The sequence below is a fragment of the Bradyrhizobium sp. 132 genome (assembly GCF_023074185.1).
Classification (GTDB): domain Bacteria; phylum Pseudomonadota; class Alphaproteobacteria; order Rhizobiales; family Xanthobacteraceae; genus Bradyrhizobium.
In genome coordinates this window covers 37,346-59,522 of record NZ_JADPKY010000055.1, presented here as the reverse complement: position 1 = coordinate 59,522, position 22,177 = coordinate 37,346, and the positions used below count along the sequence as shown (strand labels likewise).

The following is a 22,177-nucleotide window of genomic DNA, read 5'->3' as shown; positions in this document are numbered from 1 at the left end:
GCGAGAGCTTCGTCGCATTGGCCGAAGGGCTGCAGAATGCCCTGTGGTCGCTCGGTGGGGCACCGCGGGAGCATCGGACCGACAGCCTGTCGGCCGCCTCCTGCAATCTCGATCGCAATGCAAGGGACGATCTGACCAAGCGGTACGAGGACCTCTGCGCTCACTACGGCATGCGGCCTTCCCGCAACAATCGCGGCATCGCCCACGAGAACGGGGCGATCGAAAGCTCCATGCCCATCTCAAGCGAACGATCGCCGATGCGCTGCTGTTGCGCGGCATGATCTCGCCGCCTATCGCGGCTTCATCGACGAGATCGTCAGCCGCCGTAATGCCCGCAACTCCAAGCGGATCGACCACGAGCGCGCCACCCTGCAGGCGTTGCCAGATCGCCGCACCTCGGACTACGAGGAGGTGATTGTCCGCGTGACGTCAAGCGGCGGCTTCACCTTGCGCAAGGTGTTCTACACCGTGCCGTCGCGTTTGATCGGGCACCAACTGCGGGTGCGCCTTTACGACGATCGTCTCGACGTGTTCGTCGGCGGCACCCATCTCGTCACCCTGCCTCGTGGGCGGCCGCATCCCAACGGCAAGCACGACCAGGTCGTCGATTATCGGCACGTGATCCATTCCTTGCGGCGCAAGCCAATGGCGCTGCTCAATCTCGTCTACCGTGATCGGCTGTTCCCGCGATGCCTATCGCCGAACCTTCGATTGCTTGCGCGAACGGCTGCCGGACAGGAAAGCCTGCCGGATCATGGTCGATCTGCTTGCTCTGGCGCACGAGCGCGGCTGCGAGGCCGAACTCGCCGATCAGCTCGCGGCTGACCTTAACGCTGGCCAACTGCCCGACCTCGGACGGCTGTGCGCTTACTTCGCGCCCGATCCGGCCTGCGTGCCGCAGGTCGTGGTGCAGCTCGCCCCGCTCGCCAGCTATGAGTGCCTCATCGGTGCCGGCGAGATCGGAGGTGCCGCATGAGCACGGCCAACACAGTCGACGCCGCGCGACTCAATCTGTTGCTCAACGAGTTGCGGCTGCCCGCCATCAAGGTGCTGTGGCCGCAATTTGCCGAGCAGTCCGACAAGGAAGGCTGGCCGGCGGCCCGCTTCCTCGCCACCATTGCCGAGCACGAGATCGCCGAACGCGGCCGCCGCCGGGTCGAGCGCCATCTCGTCGAGGCGCGGCTGCCCGCTGGAAAGACCTTCGACAACTTCGACTTTGAGGCTGTGCCGATGATCTCCAAGGCGCAGGTGACCGCGCTCGCCGCCGGCGATGGTTGGCTCGGCAAGGGCGCCAATCTGCTGCTGTTCGGGCCGCCCGGCGGCGGCAAGAGTCACTTGGCGGCAGCCATCGGCCTGGCCCTTATCGAGAACGGATGGCGCGTCCTCTTCACCCGCACCACCGATCTCGTCCAGAAGCTCCAGGTAGCGCGGCGCGAGCTCAATCTCGAGGCCGCCATTAACCGCCTCGATCGCTTCGACCTCCTGATCTGCGATGATCTTGCCTACGTCACCAAGGACTAGGCCGAGACCAGCGTGCTGTTCGAGCTCATCAGCGCTCGCTACGAGCGGCGTTCCATGCTGATCACCGCCAATCAGCCCTTTGGAGAGTGGAACAGGGTCTTCCCGGATCCTGCTATGACGCTCGCCGCCATCGATCGCCTCGTTCACCACGCCACCATCATCGAGATGAACGTCGAAAGCTATCGCAGGCGCACCGCGCTCGAGCGGAAGCGTGGTCCAGGGCGACCATCCTCGCACGCGACACCAAAAACACTCGCTGATTGACGCTCCGCGACAATCAGAGCGAACAAAACTCTTGCGCGCGACAATCATCGCGGCAATCATCACCTCGCCGCGACACCGACTCCCCATCCTGATTGTCGCGCGCTTCCCATCCAGATTGTCGCGCTATACTTTGAAAACGTTCGCCATAACGGCACCATTACAGCACTGGATCTGAAGACGAGAGATACCGGCTATCTCGCAGGCGTCGGCCCGAGGCTTCACGCCTTCTTTAAAGACCGTAATCTCTTGCTGCGCCCACGCGGTAATACGATTTATGTGATGCCGCCATATTGTGTAACAGCAGGTGACCTGGACGAAATATATGCAGGGATCTGTGACGCTGCCGATGCGCTTGCCTGAAGATGCGCGCGGCAGCGCAAGATCAAGGATCCTGAGCTGAGCTTCCCGAACGACTTGAGAGAGCCTTGCCATAGACCTACGAAATGGACGAGGCCGGTCCACAGTGTCATCGCGCGTTCGGCTTCAGTCCGATGGCGTCGTTGTGATTGGTTGCGTGTTCATCTGTGTGGAAGTTCCGCCGTTATTTCGATTACAAGAGATTGCCTGGACGGCAGGTCTTATCAAGCGTCTACGGACGCGAAGATGCTGGACACGTCATCCGCATTCGGGAGTTTGCGGCAGCCGTGCGAGCGCTGGTGCCCAATCATTGGAAACTTTGTGCTTCCGACTTCAGTGACGCTCCTTTTCGGCCTCCCTATTGACAGATACCTTCGCTCTTCCAAGGGGAAGGCCATTTCCAGAGACAGGCGAGGTCGGATCAGATCGACATGAGCCACATTTCGCAGCTGTCGGTTGAACGCGTCACGATTCCAGTTCTGCAACGATGCAAGTAGGAAAGGCGCGCCATCGTCATGACCACGGCTTATGATGCGGTAACGACTCGTATCGCCGATCCTGTCGTCGACGTCATTCTTGTCGGCCATAGCGTCGGCAACGTATGCCTTGGGTTTGATGACCACTTTACCGGTCAGCATGGCGATGTAAATCACCACCTGGACGTGGTCGCGCGAAAAGGCCCGGCGCCCAGCCTGTAGCTGACATGCCGTTTCTCAGCTTTCATCTCAGTCCCGACGACGCAATACGCAACTCTGGAGGCGTCCTGCAGCGTGGCGCAGACACCGTCAAGGTTGAGGGAGGGGGTAAGCGTGTCGAGATGCGAGCCTTGGGGAATTGCGAAATTCCCGTGATGGGTCGTCTTGGTCTCGCGCCACAAAGCGTCAAGGCGATGGGCGGCTTCAAGGTACAAGGTCGGAACGCGGACGATGCCCTACGTCTGCTCACGATGCGCACCAGCTACAGCAGCCCGGATGCTTTGCTCTTGTCCTCGAAGGCATCCTGGCCGCGCTCGCCGCGCGAGCGACCGAATCTCTGAGCACAACAGGCTCGCGGTGAGCAAGCGCATCGCCACCTCATCGAACAAGAACGGCTTGTGCGTTGCCGAGGGCCTTTTACTTCGGGCAGCTGTGGGACGAGACGGAGAGTCGAACGACTGGGACGTCTCGGGTTCAGTACGGCACTCGAAGAAACATCTGGCCGAGTGTGATTGGATTAGGTTCGATCGCCAGATCTGGGTCGAAACCCGGCGGCTAGACGACTAGGGCAGCGAAGCTAAGTCTCACGACAGTCGATCTTATTTGAAGGGACGCAATGGGCTGAGTTCCCCGGTGCCATGCAAACCCGAGCAATACACGCTCCGATGGGTTGCTATGCTCGACCGGCGGCACGCCGTCGCCGCCGGACCTGGGTCGAACGCTATTCCCGCGGCGTCACAAGTCGATGCTATCGCAATGCCCTGCCGTACTCAAATATCAAATGCATACAGCTAGTTCATTGCAGGTTTGGCTTGCGGAAGACCTGAGCGTGGCGGCATTCCAAGGACGAGCTGTGACAGATATGGAACGCCGCGAACAATCGAGCGCACCGTTAGCGCGATCACAATAATCGCGGCCCCGAGCATACCCGCGATGATCAACCGGGTCGTGAGATTCCAAAGTTCTCCGAACTGTACGAAATCCATGAGACGGAACACGGTACCCTGGACCAGATAGAGCAGCAGCGTGGTCTGGCCCAACTCCACCGCGATAAAGCGGGCCATTCGATTTGAACGGCGAACGCTCCAGCATTGCAGCAGGAGTTCGATAGCGATTGCTGAGGCGGCTGCAGAGCCAACAAACATCAGAAGCACGTTTTTAGCCGACCGAAAATCGTGAATTACCCCAAGATTATTGTAGACATAGGTGTCCTTGCCCCAAGCTAGAAAGCATACGCAAGTCACTATCGAGAGAAATAAAATCAGGAGCGGCTTGTGATGTCGCGATGTACTCGTCCATCGTTTTCTCGATTGAGCAAGCAAGAAGCCGAAGCAGAAGAACGGGTAAGTGAATCTGATCAGGGGTGATATGGACAATGTCAGAGGCGCGAGTGCGACCAGTATGGCTAAACCAGATATGACCCACGATTGGTGGCTGAGCTTGATAGAAATTTTGAGGAGAAGATAGGAAACAAACGTCGCCCAGATGAACCAGTATGTGCCAGCGAAATCGTCTACAAATGCCAAAAGTCCGCTCGTTAGGCTGGTCGCGTGCCACAATGCCGCCAGCTTAGCTGTCTCCATGAACGTCCACCAAAACAGCATCGGCAGCAAGAGCTGCTTCGCACGGTCGCTGGCGGCTCGAGTGAACGACTTTTGCAGCAGCGATCGAGAAGAAAGATATCCGCTTATCGCCATAAAGAGTGGCATGTGAAACATATAGATCGACTTGTAGTACGGCGAATACCAAAACCCGTCGTCTTGGTAGATGACATACTGAATCAGGTGCCCAACGATCACCAGAACAATGAGCGCACCCTTCGCAAAATCTAAGCTTAGATCTCGATCGTGTGCCTCTGCCGTGCGCGAGCTCGGGGCGATCGTTCCAGTCACGCGTAGCAATGTTTCAAACATCTAGATATCTGTTGTTGATGAGCCGGCGGCCCGTTGTCCGCTTCTTCTGCCTCATTTGCGATCCAAACGAAAGGTCATGGCGGGAGTTTTTGGAACGGGAATAAGCTCAGCTGTTAGGCCTTGAAGATGGAGCTGGCCGTCGCTGAATGCCTCGCGGAACTTTGTGGCAGAGCAGATATCTAATTTGAACTGTTGGTGTAGGACTACGGGCACGGCATACTACTTGCAGGCGCGGTTCTGGGGGGAGACTGTCGCGCTCAGTCTCCCACTCAGCCCGACGCATCTCAGACCCGGCAGGTGCGTCGGGCTTCTTCGGTTGGCCCAGCATAGTTCACCTTTGGTCCGTCACCTTCGCTTACCGCCGAGGCGCTCACGCCAAATAGGGGCTTCTGATAGCTGAACTCGGCACTCGCACTTCCGCAAATGGTTCGTCCAAAGGCCCGGTCGCCAGCCAATCAGCCGGTGTGATATCTCTCGTCATCGCGTTGCTGTCCTTTGCGGAATCAGCACCCCGAGCCTACCGGCTCAAGGTGGACAACGCCGACCTCTTCAGAAATTCAACAGAACCCGGGACATCGCCACCGCGCGTTCGTTGACGGATTTCGTCGCAAAGCCGGCGGCCCGAGTGATTGCTGCTGCACCTACGCTGTAAACGGCTCAGCCTGGATCGCTGCTGCACAATACACGGTCCTAACAAAGTACTCGTGCGGCTGGGCAGTGGCCACCAAGAAGCCACACTACACCATTGGACTCCATTCCGCACCACGAGCTCACCTTCGGCAAACCTCAGATTGGAAACTTAGATAAGGCAGCTCGACCAGAGTCGCTCGCGACTGCGAGGCTCTATGGTCAAAGGTGCTGCTCGCACTCACGTGTTGTGGACCGAGGAGAGCAGCAGGCGTTCTCCGCGCAACAGCCGACTTGGCGGATTACAGATAGCGTTGGCCTTCAGACTTTACGTTCATGATCATGGCCTCAAAACTCCTGAACCATTTCGGCGGCAAGCAAGGACTCACGCCAGTGACTTGCGGCGATGCGGTCGCTAGCAACAGTTTCTCTCGTGTGCCTACAAGTTTAGCTTGCTCGGGCTGAATTCAACGTTTCGGTCAATGACTCCTCGAATATGTCTAGGCCTTGTCCCAACGTTTCTTGCTCGATCGTAAGTGCAGGCAAGAACTTTAGAACCTGATCGGTCGGTCCGCATCGCTCGACAATCAATCCCTTCTCAAACGCTCTATGTGACGTCGCCTCTGCGATTTCGGTCGTTTTGCAATCGAATCCGCATACCATGCCCCGTCCACGAACAGCAAACCCGTTTCCGTGCTGGTGCGCGATAGCATCGAGTCGACGCCGCATAAATGCGCCCAAGCGTCGAACCTGTTGCGAGAACGTCTGGTTGCGCCAATACAGATTCAAAGCCGCTTTGCCAGAAACGAGTGCAAGGTTGTTTCCTCGAAACGTCCCCGTGTGCTCACCTGGTTCCCATGCGTCAATCGCTTCTTTGATCAGGAGCATCGATAGTGGCAAACCGTACCCACTCAGCGATTTCGACATTACAACAATATCTGGCGACAACGCGGCGAACTCGAAACTGAAGAACTCGCCTGTACGGCCACAGCCCATTTGGATATCGTCAACTATGAAAATAGCTCCGACCTCTTTTGCCAAAGCCTCAATTGACTGCAACCATTCCTTACCGGCGACGTTAATGCCTCCCTCACCTTGCACGGTTTCGACGAGAATGGCGGCTGGAAGATCAGTGCCACTGCTCTCGTCCATTAATACCTTTCGCACGTAATCCGCCGCACTGTGAGCGGAGCCAAGATACCCATCATAGGGCATGAACGTTGTGCCGGATAAGGGAATGCTGCTGCCTTTGCGGTAAAAGCGGTTACCGCTCGCGGCTATGGCTCCCAAGCTTTGACCGTGATATCCATTCGTGAAAGAAATGACGTTGTGTCGTCTTGTGATCTTACGCGAGAGCTTTAGAGCTGCTTCAACAGCGTTAGCTCCCGTAGGCCCTGTAAATTGAAAGCGGTAGGAAAGATTCCGTTCACGAAGGATGACAGAGCTAAAGGCCTCCATAAATTCGACCTTAGCTGGGGTGGCCATGTCCAAGCCGTGGACGACGCCGTCCGAGTCCAGATACTCGCTGATTGCCGCTTTGATCTCCTGATTGTTGTGGCCATAATTTAGCGCTCCAGCGCCGGACAGAAAGTCAATGACCTTTCGGCCATCCTCTGCGAACATAATCGAGCCGCGCGCCCTGCTGAACACAGCAGGAAAGGAACGTGAGTACGAGCGCACGTTAGACTCTAGCATTTCGACTGTCTTCATTCTGTGCGGCTCGTGTCCTCCAACCATGTCGTCGTCTCCTCGACAAGAAAATCTGCCCGACGAACAAGCGCGCGGCCAACATTGTACAGGATTGGCGGATCATGAGCGCACGGTTCCGGCGCCTCTCGGCGTCCTTTGGGCTCTGCGTAGGGCGTCTGAAAATCAGCTCCAACGGCTTACCCGAGGAACCAGGCGGAACAAAGCTACTATGTCTAGTAGTTTCGTCCCATCCAGCGAGGGCCCAGGCTAAGTCGTCTTTCGCGGGCAGGTTTGCTTAGTCGCGCGCGATCGAAGAATTTGCGCATACAGCGCGGTTAGCTTGGAAGCGGCGAAGTATGTGGGCCGAGAAAGTTCATCGCGACCAGAGGGCCGATGCGCTCCCGGCGACCGCGGAGCCCGCCAGCCGGAGGCGTGTGTTGGATGCTCACGCTCAGGGTCCCGGCGAGTAGAAGGGACAGGGCCGCCGCGGATCTGGCCCGGTGCGCGGGCTTATCGCTCGTCCAGAGCCGCCGCTTTGGGCCTTGCGTTTGGCCGGGATCGGCGCGGAGAGTGGTGGCGTGGATGCGTTCGGCAGCAAAGGCGTGGCTTGAAATTGCTTCGACCAGTGGCATTTGTGTTGCCCTGCAACCCGATTGCGTAGGTTCGGGTGCTTCGGCCCGCCAAAGGGTTGCTGGGAGCGAACGCAAATTGGCGAGTTTGGCGTACACCGCTCGATCCTTCGAAAGCTCAACATCGAAAATGCGGCCTTTGGGTTTCCTGTGAATTCCGAAGCGATCGCCTCGACAGACTGCGGGATTTTGGACGCGATCGTCCCGTCCTGCTCCCGCAATCTCGGTGCCAGATTTGTCTGGAGCGGTGGCACAAGTTTCAGGTGAATTCTTTGTTCTAACGACGTCCTGCCGGCAAGCCGCTGCCGTGGCACTTCGCGCTAAGCTCAGCAAGGATCTTAGGAGTGAAGGTAGGGCGCTCGTTAAACCGATGAGGCCCTCGCCTCCTCTGATTGCACGATCATACCAAAGGCGCCTTGTCAGGAGCCCGACGTTGCAAGTGCTTCAACCAGATGCCGAAAGTGCAACAACAATGACAGGAATGCGGCAAGAAAGGCGATGGTCCACTGGCACGCGGTAAGCACGGGCAGTCGCGCATTGATCGACATCGTAAGCGCCGCGCGAGTGCGCTTGGTCCAGACTGCTTCCCCATCTTTCACGCGTTCGTTCCACCCTGCTCGCGAAGCGCTGCATCGAGGCAGGCGCTCAACTCCAGGTCAGCAAACGGCTTGGCAAAAAAACCGGCTACGCCCGCGCTCAACGCGCGAGCTCGCGTGCGATCATCTGCGAAGGCAGTCATCAAGATGAACGGTGCAGCGTGGCCCTGGGCTCGCATCTTTTCCAAAAGTTCAAAGCCGCTCATCATGGGCATCTGCACGTCTGCAATGACACAGGACGTGTGGTTCAATTGAGACGACCGCAAGAATCCTTCAGCCGATGCAAACGTATGAACGATGTGGCCCTGCGATTTCAAAAGATTGTTCAGTGCGGCACGAATCGCAGGATCGTCGTCAATAACGGAAACAGTTGAATACCTAGACAAGACGACCTGTTCTTGGTTGGGCGAAGGCGCTGGCCGACGCATGACGGCCAGCAGAAGGGTGCGCGTGTACGACGAAATTGTAAAATCATACTTAGGTTTGTACCGTGAAACGCTCAGTCCCAATTCCCAGCCTCTCAGCCATCCTGATCAAATCGGCTAGCGATCGAGCTCCCATCTTCTTCATCACGTGGCCGCGATAGATTTTGACTGTAATCTCGGCGAGCCCGAGTTCCGCGGCTACCTGTTTGTTCAATAGCCCGGCGGCGACCAGTTTCAACACATCCTGCTCTCGTGGACTTAGGGCCTCAAACAAGGACTGGAGCCTGCTGACCACCTTGTCTACACCTCGTCTCTTCCGATCCTGTTCGATAGCTGCGACTACGCCATCGAGTAGTTCCTGATCGCGAAACGGCTTGCTGAGAAAATCGATTGCTCCACTCTTCATGGCTTTGACGGTCATCGGAATATCGCCATGAGCGGTGATGAAAATGATGGGAATGTGAATCTTCTGTTTGGCTAACTCATTCTGGAGCTCAAGGCCGCTCAATCCAGGCAGCCTGATGTCAAGCACAAGGCAGCTAGGAACATCAGGGAGCTCGCTCTGGAGCATTTCCCGGGCGGATCCGTAAGCAACGACATCTAGACCGATCGAACGAAATAGGTTGACCAGCGATTCGCGCATTGAGAGGTCATCGTCGACGACGAAGACGCTCGGCCTCACCTCAGGCCCGACGACATTTGGGGCTTCCTTCCGGGGTTCAGAGCGCTTGGTCACGATAAGAGCCTCACTTGTACGATTTACAGTAGACTTATTGCCTCACTACGACCTTCGATCGAGCGGATAGGGCTTTTGAGGACTTCCGCGCAGTGCAAATCTTTGAAATTTTCAAGGTATGTGACCGGCCAGCCATTCGCGCCAGCGTGACGCAGGCAGGAAAGTGTAGCAAAAACCGCTCGACTGGTCGAGAACTGCCTTTGGAGTCTGTCCGCCGTCGCGTTGGATTGGCTCCCAAGCGGCCGTCAAACGATCAGCAGCCGATCGAGCAGCACCGAATCCAGAACTTGAGGCGCTCGCTTTAGCGGCGGCGCGTGTCGCCTGGCCTTCGCGAGTGGGACTGCAGCGGACGGCTCATTATGCGGCTGAAGGATCAGAATGCCCGTCGCCTTGGTAGTTGCACGCGGGGGCGCGAGCTGAGCGAATCGGCCCGATTGTGCCTGTGCATGCGCCGATCCCGCCGGCGTTGAGATCGGCAAGCGGAGTAGACTATCGCACCCATGCTAAGGAAAATAGACATCAGAGCGAGTAGCAGCGGCATCAGCAACATGAACTCTTCTTTTCCGTCGTCGGAGCGCCTGTGAGTTGCTCTGTGTGAGGAAAGCACCTTGCACCGATTTCGTACAACCTGACGCAAGGTGCGATTCAAGTCCTTTCCGTCATGTTTGTAGGAAAGATGCTCGAATTCGAGCTGCTGCAGGGGCGCTCACGTGCGTTCGTGGCGTTGCTTCCTTCACGAGCCTCGCACCCCAACATGAGGCGGCGTAATCTGAAGGAGAGGCGGGACACACTCCATTCGGTGTCCAGCTGCGGACCGGTTCGCCAAAAGGCAGTTGCATTTGCTCTCCTGCACCAGCCAAACAACCGCTGCTCCAGCGAAAGAATCATTCTTCCACCAGAATTTGCGGGCATCAGAGGTCCGTGCCCGGCACCTTGAAGGTTCGCTCTTGACCTACATAGGAAGGACAAAACGCGCCCCGAGCGGTCAACCTGAAGGTGTTGTTAGACCTGCCAGTAGCTCATCGATCCGCTAAGGGCCCAGGGCCAGGCAGAAGCATTAAAGGGGAGCCGACGCACTCCGTCGACAAGAAAGTGCGTCGGGTTCGCCCCACATCGCCAGTACATCCGTGGTGATGCTGCCTCCAATGAAGCAACCAGCGTGGCAAAGCTGAGGCTCGCTCAGCAAGGCAGAGCAGGTCGTGACTCCCCGCTACTTCGTGCCGGCCAGGAAGGGGGGCTTGGTCATTCGTAGCGTCAGGTTGTACGCTGCCGGCGCAGATCTATCGAATCGGCAAAGAAGGCGTTCCGCTGTACTTTATTCTAATTGCAATTCTCTTCTGTACTTTATTCTAATTGCAATTCTCTTCACCGGTTTTGGGGTAGCCTACGCCTTGCTTGAACAGCGGTTCAAGCAGCGAGAACTCTCTCGGTCATCGGCTTCGCACGGCCGGCAATTGCCCTGCGGCGAACGGCAGCGAGCGGCATTCCGATCAGCGAGGGCCTATACGGGCGCTCGGTGAGCATCAGGGGTGCCTTTGTCGCGGGTCAGTTGCTCCATCATTGGAGGAATGAAGAGAATAGTTATGGGCGCGGTTTCGCTCACACTTGGCTTTCAGATCTGCCCTTCATGCTGTGGTTCAGAGTCGATGACTGCATTGCGCATTCCAACAATGGAGCCAGGAGTGAACGTCGATTTCGAAAACAGCACCGCTCGTGTCGCCGGGATTTCTAGCCTGAGCGCCCTTGCGGCGTTTATGTTCAGCGACTCGAGCGAGCATCTTGCTTCTCCTCGGGTCTTAGAACGGAAGCAGCGATCCGGGCCCTGCTGCACGTCGGGCAGTGCGCCATGGTCGGGTAACGGGCCACGAGCCCACTCCATCGAATACAATCCTTCGCCGACACACTGCGCTAGCGAGAGCGCCGCCGCCGATTCTGTGCAGGCTCAGCCGGCGCGCAGGATTGGGCTGGATCGACACGCTTGGGCCACGTATTCGGTGTGTAAGTCGCATCTCGGCGTGCCGCCGTCAACTCTTTGGCGGCCTTAATCGGTAATCCGGCCCCTTTGCGAAGTCTCTTCACAAGCTCGCCCGATATGTGTCAGCTTCCTGCTCAGTCCTTATTGATCGGGCGGGCAAATGCCGCGGGACCTCAGCCGAACTCTGTTCGGCTCAAGCATCGACAGTGACATCCAGCTCCTGTGGGAGGATGGTGATCGCGCGTTCTGCCGTGGGTGGCACCGGCAAATCCACGGCAGCAGGGCTGTCGTGCTTGTCGTGCGGCCCATCGCGGAACACCCAGCGACGCTCGACCGCCTCGCCCATGAGTACGAGCTGAGGGAGGAGCTAGACGAGGGATGGGCGGTGCGGCCGTTGGAACTCATCCGGGAAGCCGGTCGGACTATGCTGGTCCTGGAGGATCCATGCGGCGAGCCACTGCTAAATTTACTCGGGATCCGTATGGAGCCGAAGCGCTTCCTGCGCCTCGCTGTTGGTATCGCGAGGGCCGTGGGCAGGCTTCACCGGCACGGCTTGGTCCACAAGGAGCTGAAACCCGCTCACATTCTGGTCAATTGTCCTGACGAACAGGTGCGACTCACTGGGTTTGGTCTGGCTTCCCGTCTTTCCCGCGAGCGCGTGCCGCCTGAGCCTGCCGAGTTCATCGCCGGCTCGCTGCCCTACATGGCGCCCGAACAGACCGGACGAATGAATCGCTCGGTCGATTGTCGCAGTGATCTCTATTCACTTGGCGTGACATTCTACCAGCTGCTGACCGGCGCGCTGCCGTTCACGGGCTCAGATCCCTCGGAGTGGATCCATTGTCATATTGCAAGAAAAGCAACACCGCCCGTCGAGAAGTCGCAAAACCTCCCGGAGCCGATATCTCAGATTGTGATGAAACTCCTCGCGAAAACCGCCGAGGAACGCTACCAGACTGCCGCTGGCCTTGAGCACGATCTGCAACACTGTCTCGCAGCATGGGCCAACCACGGTCGCATCGACCCGTTTGAGCTCGGCACAGACGACACACCTGATCGGCTGCTCATCCCCGAGAAGCTCTATGGCAGAGCCCTTCAGATCGAGGTTTTGCTTGCCTCTTTCGATCGCGCGGTGAAGAGCGGCGCGCCGAAGTTGGTGCTCGTCGCCGGTTATTCCGGTGTCGGTAAGTCTTCGCTCGTCCAGGAGCTACACAAAGCACTGGTGCCCTCGCGCGGGCAGTTGGTATCAGGCAAATTCGACCAACTGAAGCGCGACGTTCCTTATGTGACGCTAGTGCAGACGTTTCAGAGTCTTGTCCGTCCTCTTCTCAGCAAAAGTGAGGGCGAACTCGCCACCTGGCGGCAAGCGCTCCTGGAGGCGCTCGGCACGAATGGACGACTGATGGTCGAATTGATCCCCGATCTGAGCCTGATCATTGGCGAGCAGCCCGCAGTTGCTGAGCTTCCAGCCCGGCAAGCGCAAATGCGTTTCCAGCTGGTGCTTCGCCGCTTCATTGGCGTGTTCGCGCGGCGAACCCATCCTTTGGTGCTCTTCCTCGACGATTTGCAGTGGCATGATGCCGCAACGCTCGACTTGATCGAGGATCTCCTGACGCAGTCGGATCTGCACCTGCTGCTGATTGGAGCTTACCGCAGCAACGAACTTGATGCAGGCCATCCACTCAAACGCAAGCTCGACTCCTTCAGGAGAGCCGACGTAAATTTCGAGGAGATCGCGCTCTCGCCGCTCGCTGCAGACGATGTCGCGCAGTTAGTCGCGGATACCCTTCGCTGCGGACTAAAACGCGCTGCCCCGCTTGCAAAGTTGGTGCATCAGAAGACGATGGGTAATCCGTTCTTCGCCATTCAATTCCTTTCTGAACTGGCCGAAGAGCAGCTATTGACGTTCGATCACGAGTCGGCGCGCTGGCGGTGGGATCTCGAGCGTATTCACGCAAAAGCGTACACCAAGAATGTCGTGGATCTGATGCTCGGCAAGCTCATCCGCCTGCCTGAGGCAACGCAGGACGCGCTGCAACAGCTGGCCTGTTTCGGCAACATCGCCGGGACGGCGGAGCTTGCGATCGTGCTCGAAATTTCGCAGGAGAAGGTGCATGCGACCCTGTGGCCGGCGATCCGGCAGGAACTCATCGCGCGCCACGGAACAGCCTACCGCTTCCTCCATGATCGCGTTCAAGAGGCGGCCTACTTCCTGGTGCCGGAATCCTCGCGCGCTCCTGCCCATCTGCGGATCGGTCGGTTGCTGGCGGCACACGTTCCTGCGCACAAACGCGAAGAGGCTATCTTCGACATCGTCAGCCAACTCAATCGAGGCGTCGCGCTAATTGCCTCCGGTCATGAGCGTGAGCAGCTCGCAGAGCTGAATTTCGTCGCAGGGCAGCGTGCCAGGGCGTCGGCTGCCTACGCCTCGGCACTCACATATTTCACCGTCGGTGCTGCGCTGCTCGCGGAGCACTCTTGGGGAAGGCGCCACGAACTCGCGTTTGCACTGGAGACAAGCCGGGCTGAATGCGAATTCTTGGTAGGCCAGCTGGACATTGCAGAGAGCCTCCTGTCGGTACTGTCGAAGCGCGCCTTGAACGCGCCCCAGCGAGCAACGGTCGCATGCTTGCGGGTCGATCTTTACTTGGCGCTCGGCCAGCACGGGCGGGCAGTGCTCACAGGGCTCGAATATCTTCACGACGTCGGGATCGAGTGGTCGCAGCATCCGACGGACCAGGAAACATTAACCGAATATCAGCGGATGTGGTCACAGCTGCCCGAAGCAATCGAGGATCTTTCTAGGTTGCCTGCAATGACAGATCAGACCATGCTTGCCACGCTTGCCGTCTTGACGCGCATTCTTCCGCCCGCAGGTTTCACGGACGCCAATTTATCCGCTCTGGTCATCTGCAGAGCTGTCACCATCAGCCTCGGATACGGCAACACTGATGCTTCTTGCGCCCATTACGCATGGCTGGGCCGAATCTTGGCCGGGCGCTTCGGCGACTACCAAGCAGCTGACAAATTTGGTCGTCTTGCTTGCGACCTGGTTGATCGCGGTGAGTTCTCCCGCTTTCGGGCTCCCGTCTATTTGGCCTTCGGGTGCAACGTGATCCCGTGGACGAAGCCCCTAAGAGGTGGCCGAGTTTTGATTCGGCGAGCGCTCGCAGCTGCGGTCAGCAGCGGCGATGTCATCTATGAGGCGTACAGCTTGCTTCATCTAACCTCAAATATGATGATGGCCGGAGATCCCCTGAAAGAGGTGCAGAACGAGATAGAGAAAAGCTTTGCTACGATACGGGATAGAAAGGTTCAGTTTGCTGCTGATACCGTAGCCGCTCAGCTCGCAATCATTAGAAGCATGCGCGGCCTCACGCGCTCATTCGGTTGCTTGGATGACCAACAGTTTGACGAGCTAGAGGTCGAGCGATCGTTGGCTCGGAGTCTGGAGCTGTCACCTAGTGAAACCGTCTACTGGATCCGCAAACTTCAGGCGCGATTTCTAGCCGGCGATTATGCTGCGGCTGTTGATGCTCGCTCCAAGGCGGAGCCCAAATTATGGACTCTGCCGACAGAGCCCTTGATCGCGGAGTTTCACTTCTTTGGTGCGCTGTCTCACTCATGTTACTGCGACAAGCTAGGCGAAAGCGAACAACAGCAACATTGGCTTATCATTGATGCCCATTACAGACAGCTGCAGATATGGGCGACGAATTGCCCCGAAAATTTTGAGAATCGGGCTACCTTGGTCGGCGCTGAAATTGCAAGGCTCGAATACCGGGATGCACACGCAATGCGACTGTATGAACACGCAATCCAGACCGCAGCACGTAACGGTTTCGCCCACCACGAGGCAATCGCTTGCGAGCTTGCAGCGCGCTTTTATGCTGCGCGTGGTTTTGACAGAATATCCCGGGTTTACCTGCAGGACGCCCGGCGCGGCTACCTTCGTTGGGGGGCGGATGGCAAAGTGCGTCAGCTCGACGAGCTGAATCCCCATCTCAGCCATGAGGAGACCGCTCCTGCCGTGAATGGCCTGCGGATCGGAGCTCCGGTTGAGCATCTTGACCTCGCGACGGTGACAAAAGTGTCGCAGGCGATTTCCGGCGAGATCGTTCTTCAAAAGCTAATCGACACGCTTATGCAGACTGCCATTGAGCAGGCCGGCGCCGAACGAGGTTTGTTGATTCTGCTACATGGAGGCGAGCCACGGATCGAGGCGGAAGCCACAACGGTAGCGGATGCGCTGCTTGTAAAGGTGAATGAACAGCCCGTAACGCCGATGGCCCTTCCCGAGTCCGTGCTGCATTTCGTCCTGCGTGTCCGCGAAAACGTCATTCTCGAAGATGCTGTCGCCGAGCCTTCATTTGCGGAAGATCCGTATATCCGCGAGCGCAAAGCGCGTTCTATTCTTTGCCTGCCACTGATCACGCAGGGCAAGCTGATCGGCGTACTTTATCTGGAGAATAATCTCGCCGCGCGCATATTCTCGGCTGCCCGCAACTCGGTACTTAAAATGCTTGCCTCCCAAGCTGCAACAGCGCTGGAAAACAGCCGGTTGTACAGCGAAGTTCAGCAACGGGAGTCGAAAATCCGGCGCTTACTTGACGCTAACATCATTGGAATATTTATCATTCGCGAAGGAGGCGAGATCATCGAAGCAAATCAAAGCTTTCTCACGATGGTTGGATACGACCGAGAGGATCTCGTCGCGGGGCGAGTGAACGGTCTCGACCTGACACCGCCAGAATGGCACGAGCGTACACTGAATGCGGGAACAGAAGCAAAAAGGACCGGAGCGGTTCAGCAGTTCGAGAAAGAGTATGTCCGCAAGGATGGCAGCCGCGTGCCGGTGCTAGTTGGCCTCGCCGTATTCGATGCGCGAGACGACCAAGGTGTTGGCTTCGTCCTCGACCTGACAGAGCGAAAGAGAGCGGAAGCGGAAGCCCGTGAAAGCGAACGACGGTATCGCGAGACTCTGATGGGGCTGGCACACGCCAATCGGATCACGACAATGGGACAGCTGGCCGCCTCAATCGCCCATGAAGTCAACCAGCCGATTGCCGCGATCAGGAGTAATGCGGGGGCGGGGCTAAATTGGCTCGGTGCTCAACCGCCAAATCTGGAAGAAGTTCGGCAGACCTTCGGGTTGATTGTCCGTGACAGTATGCGAGCGGGGAACGTGATCCGCCGGATCCGCGCTCTTATGAATAAGGCTCCTATGCAAACGGAGCTTCTCGCAATTGACGAATTGATTTTAGAGGTGCTGGGCCTAGTTCGCGCGGAACTTGCGAAAAATGATGTATGGGTGCAAACGCGACGGACTGAGGCGTTGCCGCTCGTCCGGGCAGATCGCGTCCAGGTGCGGCAGGTGATTCTCAATTTGATCACGAACGCCATCGAGGCCATGAGCGAGATCAACGAAAGTGATCGCGAGTTACTGATCAGTGCGCGGACAGATGACTCGAATAACGTAGTGGTCACTTTTCGGGATACGGGTCCAGGACTCGATCCGAACTGCGCTGACCGCGTGTTCGATGCGTTTTACACCACCAAGTCCGAAGGCATGGGCATGGGGCTGGCCATTTGCCATTCTATTATTGAGGCGCACGGAGGCCGGATGTGGGCGGGCGCCAATGATCCTCGCGGGGCCGTCTTTCAGTTCAGCATGCCGGTTGCGCCGGAGGGCGTGGATCGGTCGGAACAGGTCTCTTCAACGTCTTAGGCTCGAATTCGACATCGAGCAGGGCGCTCCGGGAGCCCCGATCATCGTGACAGAAGCAACGGCGAGACCTCGAGGATTTGAGACATTCGCGTTTCTTACTGCCCATCGGGGAGTGTTGGAGCGTGCGCAGATTGTCGCGAATTGTCAGAAGATCTGCAATCTGACCCTAACGTCGGATTCAAGACGCTTTGAGGGCTTCCTGCAAGTCTCAGAGGCTTGCAGGGCGTCAAGCGGAATAAGACGAAAGCTGCACACGCAGTGTTCGAGAGAATGACGGCAATCGCCCTCCAAAGCATCTTTTGTTTGAGTCGGGAGGGCGACATGATTTAACTTAATGCATGCAACCGTCGCCTGTGGCAGTGCAGATCTTCAGTGTGGGTGATCAGTTCGGCCCATGGCAACATTCCGTACTAAACTGGTTTCGAAACCGCTTGCTTTGATAACCGTGGAGCCGGGGCAGCCCACTTGAATCCGATCTCAATGCAGAGCATTCTGTCATGCGCCCCGAAGCGCACCTCGGATTGCAACCGAGGTACCGCTCTTCTTCTCCGGAGTTGGCCTCGGGGCCGCGCGCCGCTGTTGGCGGTTGCAATAGCTGACGCGCAAGCGATGGCGTCCTGTATGGTTTTCTCTGCTCTGTGAAAAGCACCTGCCGCGAGCAGGAACCGTCCGCTGCCGGCGCATCGCTGTGCAGAAGGAGAGCAGTCGAGGATATGGAGAAATGCAGGTGGTACCGCGTCGTTCACAATACGTCGTTCGGGTTCGTCATCGCAATGAGGTGAGCCACACGACGGTCTTCGTCACGGTCGCTCTTTGATAACCCCTCGATGACGCCGGCGCGATCCGCCGCGTTGCGGTTCTGGCTCATCTTCCGCGTGCCATCCAACCGTGTAATTTGCAATCGCAGGCCGACAATCCCCTTCAGCTCCGTTTTGATGAAATCGGCAGGGGCGTCAGACACCGCCCAGCGGTCTTTGCCCGAGCGCTCATGCACATCGGTCAGCCGCGTGACCACCTTTCGCAGCCGATCGGCATCATCGAAGAATTCGATCGGCCCGTAGGCATGCACAGCGACATAGTTCCACGTCGGTACGGCCTCGCCTCTCTCGTGCTTGGTCACGTACCAGGAGGGGCTGACATAGGCCTCCGGCCCAGCGAAAATGGCCATCGCCTCGCCAGCCGGTGTCAGCTTCCACTGCGGATTCGCACGCGCCACGTGGGCGTAAATCGTGCCCATGGAGCCTTCGCGCTCGTCGAGTACTACGGGCAGCATCGTTCCAACAAGCCCTTCGTGAGTAGCGGTGATCAGTGTCGCCGTGCGTGCCTCGCGCATCGTCCGATGAACGTCGGTGATATCGACAACTTGGAAGGAGCGCGGCGTGTACATCGACGAAGCTCCCCGGCAGCCCGACGGAAAGCCGGGCGACTCATGATTCGGACTAGGGTACGCCTCGTGTCGGATCACAGAAACGATCAGTTTTGGTGGGTATTTTCATTCCTCCGCGCTCTAGGCCCCTGGGCCAGTAAGCCTATGATGAGTCAAAGGTGCAGGTGCAGATCGGAGGGTGCGTTTGCACGCTGGCCAGCCGTTGCCTTCCACGGACCGCCTGCAGACGAATTCGGCTCTTCGTGCCGATGACTGCAGCACATGAGCAGCTTCACCTTAGAGCTATGAGTGGGACGCCAGAGTTGCGGCTGAGCCCTTGCCGCATCAGCTCGCCGCGCCGCGAGTCGCAGGTTGGCGGTGACTGGTTGTGCTAGATCCGCGCCGGCACTGGACGGACGTATCAAAAGCAAGGAAATCTTGGCCATTCCGGCGGCGTGATGATCGCCGGTCAAGAAGTCGATAAGAGGCGTCCGTCTGTGCGATGTGTCTGGCACGCGACATACAGGCCCAATCTGGCCCACCTATATCGCAGACAGGGGCCTAACATCCGACGTGCAATCCAGGATGACGAGGATCCCAGCCGCGCCGCCTATCTGTTTCCCGCGGGATGCGAATGCACCACGCGTTCTGGTGCTGGTCGAAAATGGCGAAGAGCTCAAGCGCCTCCCGCCGGTCCAGCACGTCAAGAGCGACGGCCCATCCTCCTAGCCTAGGGTCTGTACCTAATTTGCGCCACGTGATTCTCTTCCGCATATTTTGATTCGGGAACGAGCGATGCGTGGCGGCCTGTTTTGGTTGAATGATAAGCAGTGGGCGCTGATAGAACCTCACCTACCGACGGGACTGACCGGACCGGATCGGGACGACGATCAGCGCATTATCAGCGGCTTCATTCAGATGCTGCAATCGGGTGCGCGGTGGCGCGATTGTCCCCCTGAATACGGGCCTTACACGACGATCTACAATCGCTTCAATCGTTGGGCAAAGCGCGGACGATGGTGCGCGATCTTTGAAGCGCTGGCCAAGCCCGGCAAAGATGCCGTCGCGCTTTCGCTCGACTCGTCCTCGATTAAAGCTCACCGGTGTGCCTCCGGCGGAAAAGGGGGGAGCACAATCAAGCAATCGGCCGCTCGCGAGGCGGCCGCACGACAAAACTCCATGCGCTGAGCGATGCCAGGCGGAACGACGATTACCCGGCCAAGGCGAAAGCGGTCGTCCCTGAGCGTCGACGGCTGAGGCGGGATCGGGGCAGCAGCACGCCATGGATCGCGACGGCGGCGCCGATCTCGATGTGTGCACCCGGGGCCGCACCGACAGTCTTGATGAGCGGCGCGGCGCCGCCGGCGCACGATCCCTTCCGAAAGGGTCCGCGCTCGAGGCCGAAGACGGAAACCGGCCCAGGCGGCGGGCAGACGAACACGAGATCGCCGACGACGACTTGCCGACCGATTGGCACGCCTACCAGGTCTATTTGACGAACGAGAAGAAGCTGGCGCCACGCTCGGTGCAAGTGACCGTCGCGGCGCTTCGATTTCTCTACCGCGCCACGCTCGGCCTCGATTGGGATTTCGACCAGATCATTCAGTGCGCCAAAGGCGCCAAAGACACTGGCCTTCATTCTCAGCCCTGAGGAGGTGCTGCATCGCCAAGCCGACCGACCGTCAGCCCAAAACCGCCGCCGCATGACCGGCCCGTCCGTCACCAAAATTTGGCGATAGCTCATTTCCGGAGCCGGCTCTGCGATCGGGGTTGAAGTCTACGTAGCGTCAGGTTGTACAGTCCGAATCATACATGCGGTGAAGCTTCATGATCGGAAGGAGAGGCTTCAATGTCCTAAGAGCGCAGGTGCGTTGGAGTATTGATTGTGCAGGCACGGCCGGCTGGTTGTAGCTAATGTGAGGACATTGAACTGAAGACGAAGAGAGTTTGCAAGGAAACTTCTCAAACCCCGGACGCCTTCCAACAGAAATGGGGCGGCCCAGTTTCGATCGCGGTGTGGCCGCATGCCCTTCTTGCCTGGAAGGGGGAGGCGGCACCATGGCTTTTGGACCGTGCGAGTATTTGGTTTCGTTGGTTTAAGGTTTGGCGATAGCTCGCTGTTGCCCAGGAATCCGGGGCGCTCTTCTGCGGCAATGCACGAGCTCGGAGCGCGCGCGATAACGGTCCCTTGTTGTTCAATTGGCGATCTTGACGTCTAGCTTTTCGCGCCGGTGTCGCTGCCAGGCGGCTTTGAAGAGTCGTCTCATCTAGTAGGAGAGTGGTGTGGAACCGATCTATAACGATCCGAACTATTGGATGCGCTGGCACGCCGAGCAGCAGGAGCTGCAGCGTGCGCGGCAAGAGACCGACGTGGAGCCTGCGGATCAAGCTGGCTTCGAGCAGCAATTGGACGAGCTGCAACTCCGCTCTCCTGAGGAGAGTTCGGGGGGTAGTTCCCCCGACACTCCAGCCCCACAGTCGCATGAAAACATCCAGCGTACGGACGTTGGGGGTTCGATGCGAATGCCGCCCAGGTCCAATCTGCGGAACAATTCGTTCAGCAGCGCGCGTCACAGCGTCGATGTTCCGCACGCTCATCTTGGCTCGGCTGCAAATAATTACCGCTCTGACTTGCGGGAGGGGCCATTCAGCAGCATGCGTTACGCAGCGCCCTCGGAGGAACAACCTACGGCGCGGACGAAGGACAACAAGCCCCGTGGACTGTTCTCTCGGGTCAAATCAGGATTAAGCAAAGTCTTTGGAGGAAGCCACCGTGAGAAGTGGTCCGGCGGCCCAGCGTTTGATGTCGTCTACTCGGAGCTTCGCATGGACTTTGCAAAGCGCAGTCGTCCGTCCGAGGCAGACCTGGAGCTGATTGAAGAGTTCAAGACGGCATTCAGCGCGAACCGCAACGCGAAGACTATCGATAATTATGTGAGGACTCTTCGAATGTTCAGCGAATTCCTCCAACCCAAAGGCGTCACTCTGAACGACCTGCTTGGCAATGCTGAGCTGCTGACAGCCTGTAAAGATGAATTTAGGAAGGTGGCGAGCGCCAATAACAGGAACCGTGTGGGGTCAGCCTTGGACGCGCTCCAGAATTTCCAGGCTGGACATATCCGCCGCAGCCTGGGGGGTAGGCGAGCGCAACCGTTGCACCCGCAGGACGAGCGGCTGATTGAAGAGTTCAAGACGGCATTGGGCAGCGCGAACCGTAACGCGAAGACTATCGATAATTATGTGAGGGCTCTTCGAATGTTCAGCGAATTCCTCCAACCCCAAGGCGTCACTCTGAACGACCTGCTTGGCAATACTGAGCTGCTGACAGCCTATAAAGATGAATTTAAGAAGGTGGCGAGCGCCAATAGCAGGAACCATGTGGGGCCAGCCTTGGATGCACTCCAGAATTTCCAGGCTGGAAATCCCATATCCGCCCCAGCCTGGGTGGGTACGCGAGCGCAACCGATGCCCCCCCCAGGACGAGATGCACCCCCAGGACAAGCGGATGATCCGCCAGTTCGTGGAAAACGTCAAAAGCTACAGAGTTGCTCCCGATGGTACCAGAGGCCGCGGGACTGGAACGGTCCCCCGTGATACGATCAAGAACAATATGATGGCGCTCAACGCGTTTGCTCGTTGGCTCCGAGCGCAGAACA

The 22,177-nt window shown here is 58.0% G+C and carries 8 protein-coding genes and 5 pseudogenes; 8 read left to right on the top strand and 5 right to left on the bottom strand.

Annotation, left to right across the window (positions count from 1 at the left end; all coding sequences use genetic code 11):
• From IVA74_RS09980 to IVA74_RS09965, 4 pseudogenes are all read left to right on the top strand, one after another.
• A pseudogene (locus IVA74_RS09980) lies at nucleotides 1-976 on the top strand (IS21 family transposase); the annotation flags it as partial.
• Nucleotides 973-1,785: pseudogene (gene istB / locus IVA74_RS09975) on the top strand (IS21-like element helper ATPase IstB). The pseudogenes IVA74_RS09980 and istB, both read left to right, overlap by 4 nt.
• Nucleotides 1,786-1,914: 129 nt before the next feature.
• A pseudogene (locus IVA74_RS09970) lies at nucleotides 1,915-2,145 on the top strand (adenosylmethionine--8-amino-7-oxononanoate aminotransferase BioA); the annotation flags it as partial.
• 428 nt (nucleotides 2,146-2,573) lie between these two features.
• A pseudogene (locus IVA74_RS09965) lies at nucleotides 2,574-3,180 on the top strand (3-methyl-2-oxobutanoate hydroxymethyltransferase); the annotation flags it as partial.
• A gap of 448 nt (nucleotides 3,181-3,628) precedes the next feature.
• On the opposite strand, the gene nolL reads toward IVA74_RS09965, so the two are convergent.
• From nolL to IVA74_RS09945, 4 genes are all read right to left on the bottom strand, one after another.
• Nucleotides 3,629-4,750, bottom strand: a complete 1,122-nt coding sequence (nolL, locus tag IVA74_RS09960; RefSeq protein ID WP_247342295.1) for a nodulation factor fucose acetyltransferase NolL — start codon at nucleotides 4,748-4,750, stop codon at nucleotides 3,629-3,631.
• Between the two features lie 1,074 nt (nucleotides 4,751-5,824).
• Nucleotides 5,825-7,087 carry a diaminobutyrate--2-oxoglutarate transaminase gene (gene ectB, locus IVA74_RS09955; RefSeq protein WP_247342293.1) on the bottom strand — a complete coding sequence of 421 codons (1,263 nt, stop codon included), beginning with the start codon at nucleotides 7,085-7,087 and terminating at the stop codon, nucleotides 5,825-5,827.
• Nucleotides 7,088-8,290: 1,203 nt separating this feature from the next.
• Nucleotides 8,291-8,719 (bottom strand): response regulator, encoded by a 429-nt coding sequence (locus IVA74_RS09950; protein WP_247342300.1) that lies wholly within the window; start codon nucleotides 8,717-8,719, stop codon nucleotides 8,291-8,293.
• Between the two features lie 49 nt (nucleotides 8,720-8,768).
• Entirely contained in the window at nucleotides 8,769-9,398 is a 630-nt protein-coding gene (locus IVA74_RS09945; protein ID WP_051112989.1) for a response regulator transcription factor, read from the bottom strand.
• 2,189 nt (nucleotides 9,399-11,587) lie between these two features.
• Here IVA74_RS09945 and IVA74_RS09940 point away from each other — a divergent pair.
• Nucleotides 11,588-17,155, top strand: a complete 5,568-nt coding sequence (locus IVA74_RS09940) for a trifunctional serine/threonine-protein kinase/ATP-binding protein/sensor histidine kinase (RefSeq protein ID WP_247342290.1) — start codon at nucleotides 11,588-11,590, stop codon at nucleotides 17,153-17,155.
• A 742-nt stretch (nucleotides 17,156-17,897) separates the two neighbouring features.
• On the opposite strand, the gene IVA74_RS09935 is transcribed toward IVA74_RS09940, so the two are convergent.
• Entirely contained in the window at nucleotides 17,898-18,542 is a 645-nt protein-coding gene (locus IVA74_RS09935) for an FMN-binding negative transcriptional regulator (RefSeq protein ID WP_247342287.1), read from the bottom strand.
• 774 nt (nucleotides 18,543-19,316) lie between these two features.
• On the opposite strand from IVA74_RS09935, the pseudogene IVA74_RS09930 reads away from it, so the two are divergent.
• From IVA74_RS09930 to IVA74_RS09920, 3 genes and pseudogenes are all read left to right on the top strand, one after another.
• Nucleotides 19,317-19,714, top strand: a pseudogene (locus tag IVA74_RS09930) (IS5 family transposase); the annotation flags it as partial.
• An 89-nt stretch (nucleotides 19,715-19,803) separates the two neighbouring features.
• Entirely contained in the window at nucleotides 19,804-20,172 is a 369-nt protein-coding gene (locus IVA74_RS09925) for a hypothetical protein (protein WP_247342304.1), read from the top strand.
• Nucleotides 20,173-20,804: 632 nt separating this feature from the next.
• Complete coding sequence (locus tag IVA74_RS09920) at nucleotides 20,805-22,115, top strand: hypothetical protein (protein ID WP_247342284.1); 1,311 nt, start codon at nucleotides 20,805-20,807, stop codon at nucleotides 22,113-22,115.
• Nucleotides 22,116-22,177: the final 62 nt, after the last annotated feature.

What these genes read in the sequence shown, in the direction of transcription:
- nolL (WP_247342295.1), bottom strand. Translation starts at nt 4,750, where the DNA reads ATGTTTGAAACATTGCTACGCGTGACTGGAACGATCGCCCCGAGCTCG.
- ectB (WP_247342293.1), bottom strand. Translation starts at nt 7,087, where the DNA reads ATGAAGACAGTCGAAATGCTAGAGTCTAACGTGCGCTCGTACTCACGT.
- IVA74_RS09950 (WP_247342300.1), bottom strand. Translation starts at nt 8,719, where the DNA reads ATGCGTCGGCCAGCGCCTTCGCCCAACCAAGAACAGGTCGTCTTGTCT.
- IVA74_RS09940 (WP_247342290.1), top strand. Translation starts at nt 11,588, where the DNA reads ATGCCGCGGGACCTCAGCCGAACTCTGTTCGGCTCAAGCATCGACAGT.
- IVA74_RS09935 (WP_247342287.1), bottom strand. Translation starts at nt 18,542, where the DNA reads ATGTACACGCCGCGCTCCTTCCAAGTTGTCGATATCACCGACGTTCAT.
- IVA74_RS09925 (WP_247342304.1), top strand. Translation starts at nt 19,804, where the DNA reads ATGGATCGCGACGGCGGCGCCGATCTCGATGTGTGCACCCGGGGCCGC.